This window comes from Escherichia sp. MOD1-EC6162, assembly GCF_002965125.1.
GTDB lineage: Bacteria > Pseudomonadota > Gammaproteobacteria > Enterobacterales > Enterobacteriaceae > Escherichia > Escherichia marmotae.
Genome location: NZ_PTSB01000057.1, coordinates 1 through 4,432, shown reverse-complemented (window position 1 = coordinate 4,432; position 4,432 = coordinate 1). Strand labels below are relative to the sequence as shown.

Here is a 4,432-nt window from a genome sequence, read left to right as displayed (position 1 = left end):
AAGCGGGTTAATAAACAGAATTTGCCTGGCGGAGATAGCGCGGTGGTCCCACCTGACCCCATGCCGAACTCAGAAGTGAAACGCCGTAGCGCCGATGGTAGTGTGGGGTCTCCCCATGCGAGAGTAGGGAACTGCCAGGCATCAAATAAAGCGAAAGGCCATCCGTAAGGATGGCCTTTTTGCGCTGGTGAAAACTCTTCCTGTCGTTATATCTACAAGCCATCCCCCCGCAGATACGGTAAACTAGCCACGTTTTTGCATCAGGAAAGCAGCTATGAACCACTCCTTAAAACCCTGGAACACCTTCGGCATTGATCGCAATGCGAAGCACATTGTATGCGTGGAAGACGAAAAACAACTACTCAATGCCTGGCAGCATGCAACCGCAGAAGGACAGCCAGTTCTTATTCTGGGTGAAGGAAGTAACGTACTTTTCCTGGAAGATTACTGCGGAACGGTGATTATCAACCGGATCAAAGGTATTGAAATTAACGATACGCCTGATGCTTGGTATTTACATGTTGGGGCGGGAGAAAACTGGCATCATCTGGTGAAATACACTTTGCAGCAAGGTATGCCCGGTCTGGAAAATCTGGCATTAATTCCGGGCTGTGTCGGCTCATCGCCTATCCAGAATATTGGTGCTTATGGCGTAGAATTACAGCGAGTTTGCGATTATGTTGACTGCGTTGAACTGACGACAGGCAAGCAAGTGCGCTTAACAGCTAAAGAGTGTCGTTTTGGTTATCGTGACAGTATTTTTAAGCATGAATATCAGGATCGCTTCGCCATTGTAGCCGTAGGTCTGCGCCTGCCAAAAGAGTGGCAACCTGTACTGACCTATGGTGATTTAACTCGTCTGGAGCCTTCAACGGTGACACCACAGCAAGTATTTGATGCGGTGTGTCATATGAGAACTACAAAACTTCCCGATCCAAAAGTGAACGGTAATGCCGGTAGTTTCTTCAAAAATCCTGTTGTTTCAGTCGAAATGGCTAAAGCGTTACTGGCACAATTTCCAACGGCACCTAATTACCTCCAGGCGGATGGTTCAGTAAAACTGGCTGCTGGCTGGCTCATCGATCAGTGTCAGCTAAAAGGGGCACAGATTGGCGGGGCTGCGGTACATCGTCAACAGGCGCTAGTTCTTATTAATGAAGGCAATGCGAAAAGTGAAGACGTCGTACAACTGGCACATCACGTAAGGCAGAAAGTCGGTGAAAGATTTAACGTCTGGCTTGAACCCGAAGTCCGCTTTATTGGTGCATCAGGTGAAGTGAGCGCAGTGGAGACAATTTCATGAAGGATAATACTGTTCCACTGAAATTGATCGCCCTGTTAGCGAACGGCGAATTTCACTCCGGCGAGCAACTGGGTGAAACGTTGGGAATGAGTCGGGCGGCTATTAATAAACACATTCAGACACTGCGTGACTGGGGTGTTGATGTATTTACCGTTCCGGGCAAAGGATACAGCCTGCCTGAACCAATCCAGTTACTTAATGCCGAACAGATATTGAGTCATCTGGATGGTGGTAATGTTGCTGTGTTACCGGTGATTGATTCTACGAACCAGTACCTCCTTGACCGTATAGGAGAGCTTAAATCGGGCGATGCCTGTGTCGCAGAATATCAGCAAGCGGGTCGTGGTCGCCGTGGGCGGAAATGGTTTTCTCCTTTTGGCGCAAACTTATATTTATCAATGTTCTGGCGTCTGGAGCAAGGCCCTGCTGCGGCGATTGGTTTAAGCCTGGTTATCGGTATCGTGATGGCGGAAGTACTACGCACGCTGGGAGCTGATAAAGTTCGTGTTAAATGGCCAAACGACCTCTATCTGCAGGATCGCAAGCTGGCGGGTATTCTCGTTGAACTGACGGGCAAAACCGGCGATGCGGCACAAATTGTCATCGGTGCCGGGATCAACATGGCCATGCGTCGAGTCGAAGAGAGTGTCGTTAATCAGGGATGGATCACCTTGCAAGAAGCGGGGATCAATCTGGATCGTAATACTCTGGCAGCCACGCTTATACGTGAATTACGGGCGGCGCTGGAACTCTTCGAGCAAGAAGGACTTACTCCTTATTTGGCTCGTTGGGAAAAACTGGATAATTTTATTAATCGCCCAGTGAAACTTATCATTGGTGATAAAGAAATATTTGGGATTTCGCGCGGGATAGATAACCAAGGCGCATTATTGCTTGAACAGGATGGGATAATTAAACCCTGGATGGGCGGTGAAATATCGCTACGAAGCGCAGATAAATAAAAAAAGGGAGCAATAGCTCCCCCTTTAAATTATTTGCGTAGTCTGACTTCTTCTACCGCATGATTAGCACTTTTGGTCAGGATCAGGCTGGCACGTTCGCGAGTAGGAAGAATATTTTGCTTTAAGTTCAGCCAGTTGATTTCCTTCCAAAGCGTCAAGGCAGTATTGATCGCTTCTTCTTTTGTTAATTTAGCGTAGTTATGGAAATAGGAATCCGGATCTGTAAAAGCGCCTTCACGGAATTTCAGGAAGCGGTTGATATACCATGTCTGCAGTAAATCTTCAGGAGCATCAACATATATCGAAAAATCGACAAAATCAGAAACAAAAACATGATGCGGATCGTGTGGGTAATCCATACCGCTCTGTAAGACATTTAATCCTTCAAGAATTAAAATATCAGGCTGCACGACAGTTTTATCGCCATCCGGGATCACATCATAAATAAGATGCGAGTAAACCGGTGCTGTAACGTTTGGCACTCCCGATTTTAGATCGGAAACAAACTTCACCAGACGATGCATATCATACGACTCCGGGAAGCCTTTCTTCTTCATCAGACCACGTTCTTTAAGCACTTTGTTGGGATGAAGAAAACCATCGGTGGTGATCAGCTCAACACGACGGTGTTCCGGCCAACGGCTTAATAGAGCCTGTAATACACGGGCGGTCGTACTTTTCCCCACCGCAACGCTACCCGCGATGCTGATAATGTAAGGAATGCGTTGTCCGTTAGTACCAAGAAATTGTTCCAGAACTGCCTGACGGCGCAAGTTTGAGCTTATATAGAAGTTCAGCAAACGCGATAAAGGCAAATAGATCTCGGCAACTTCTTCTAACGAGAGATCCTCATTTATACCTTTGAGACGGGCGATCTCATCCTCCGATAACGTCATAGGTACGGAATCACGCAGAGCTGCCCACTGGTTGCGGTCAAACTGTAGGTAAGGCGTCATTAACGTTTGCTCTTTTATACTCATAAGCATGTTTCTGGCGATCATAGCTCTATCGGCAAAGCGATATTTGCCATGGCGCGTCACAGTTCTGTTGAATGGGTTAATGGGCAGGAGGGTAACACCAGATTGGGAGGAATAATAAGAAAAAATCTCTTTCGACAAGCTATCGTTGAAAAGCAATGTGACAGATATTCCATCTACTAAAAAGAATTGTGTTTTATCTTGAGTGCATTGTTAAACAGAATGATGCTGAAAAAGTATGCTAATCTGTCCCCTGTTTGACTGTTTCTTCATCGCGTTGTGCAAAATGTGACCAATAAAACAAATTATGCAATTTTTTAGTTGCATGAGCGCGCATGTCTCCATAGAATGCGCGCTACTTGATGCCGACTTAGCTCAGTAGGTAGAGCAACTGACTTGTAATCAGTAGGTCACCAGTTCGATTCCGGTAGTCGGCACCATCAAGTCCGGTGGGGTTCCCGAGCGGCCAAAGGGAGCAGACTGTAAATCTGCCGTCACAGACTTCGAAGGTTCGAATCCTTCCCCCACCACCAATTTCGGCCACGCGATGCGTAGCCCGAGACGATAAGTTCGCTTACCGGCTCGAATAAAGAGAGCTTCTCTCGATATTCAGTGCAGAATGAAAATCAGGTAGCCGAGTTCCAGGATGCGGGCATCGTATAATGGCTATTACCTCAGCCTTCCAAGCTGATGATGCGGGTTCGATTCCCGCTGCCCGCTCCAAGATGTGCTGATATAGCTCAGTTGGTAGAGCGCACCCTTGGTAAGGGTGAGGTCGGCAGTTCGAATCTGCCTATCAGCACCACTTCTTTTCTCCTCCCTGTTTTTTCCTTCTGTTTATTGCATTCAACAAGTCGGGCATGTTGCCTGGTTGATGTGGTGATATCACCGATTTATCCGTGTCTTAGAGGGACAATCGATGTCTAAAGAAAAGTTTGAACGTACAAAACCGCACGTTAACGTCGGTACTATCGGCCACGTTGACCATGGTAAAACAACGCTGACCGCTGCAATCACTACCGTACTGGCTAAAACCTACGGCGGTGCTGCTCGCGCATTCGATCAGATCGATAACGCGCCGGAAGAAAAAGCTCGTGGTATCACCATCAACACTTCTCACGTTGAATACGACACCCCGACCCGTCACTACGCACACGTAGACTGCCCGGGGCACGCCGACTATGTTAAAA

4 protein-coding genes, 4 tRNA genes and 1 rRNA gene are annotated in these 4,432 nt (G+C 47.3%); 8 read left to right on the top strand and 1 reads right to left on the bottom strand.

Annotated features, from left to right (window positions below; translation table 11 throughout):
- Window positions 1-24 precede the first annotated feature (24 nt).
- From rrf to birA, 3 genes are all read left to right on the top strand, one after another.
- Window positions 25-140 (top strand): 5S ribosomal RNA (gene rrf, locus A9587_RS23860).
- Window positions 141-274: 134 nt separating this feature from the next.
- Window positions 275-1,303 carry a UDP-N-acetylmuramate dehydrogenase gene (gene murB / locus A9587_RS23855; RefSeq protein WP_001016702.1) on the top strand — a complete coding sequence of 343 codons (1,029 nt, stop codon included), beginning with the start codon at window positions 275-277 and terminating at the stop codon, window positions 1,301-1,303.
- The gene (birA, locus tag A9587_RS23850; protein WP_000654622.1) at window positions 1,300-2,265 is read left to right on the top strand and encodes a bifunctional biotin--[acetyl-CoA-carboxylase] ligase/biotin operon repressor BirA; all 966 of its coding nucleotides are present in this window, start codon (window positions 1,300-1,302) and stop codon (window positions 2,263-2,265) included. The genes murB and birA overlap by 4 nt, the downstream gene beginning before the upstream one ends.
- Before the next feature lie 29 nt (window positions 2,266-2,294).
- On the opposite strand, the gene coaA is transcribed toward birA, so the two are convergent.
- Window positions 2,295-3,245 carry a type I pantothenate kinase gene (gene coaA / locus A9587_RS23845; protein ID WP_000023077.1) on the bottom strand — a complete coding sequence of 317 codons (951 nt, stop codon included), beginning with the start codon at window positions 3,243-3,245 and terminating at the stop codon, window positions 2,295-2,297.
- 361 nt (window positions 3,246-3,606) lie between these two features.
- Between coaA and A9587_RS23830 the strand changes: the two genes are divergently transcribed.
- The 5 genes from A9587_RS23830 to A9587_RS23810 all read left to right on the top strand — a co-directional run.
- Window positions 3,607-3,682, top strand: a tRNA-Thr gene (locus A9587_RS23830).
- Between the two features lie 8 nt (window positions 3,683-3,690).
- Window positions 3,691-3,775, top strand: a tRNA-Tyr gene (locus A9587_RS23825).
- A 115-nt stretch (window positions 3,776-3,890) separates the two neighbouring features.
- Window positions 3,891-3,965: transfer RNA gene (locus A9587_RS23820), tRNA-Gly, on the top strand.
- Between the two features lie 6 nt (window positions 3,966-3,971).
- Window positions 3,972-4,047 (top strand) — tRNA-Thr (locus A9587_RS23815).
- A gap of 114 nt (window positions 4,048-4,161) precedes the next feature.
- A partial coding sequence (locus A9587_RS23810) for a GTP-binding protein (protein WP_000031677.1) occupies window positions 4,162-4,432 on the top strand: 271 nt, incomplete at its 3' end.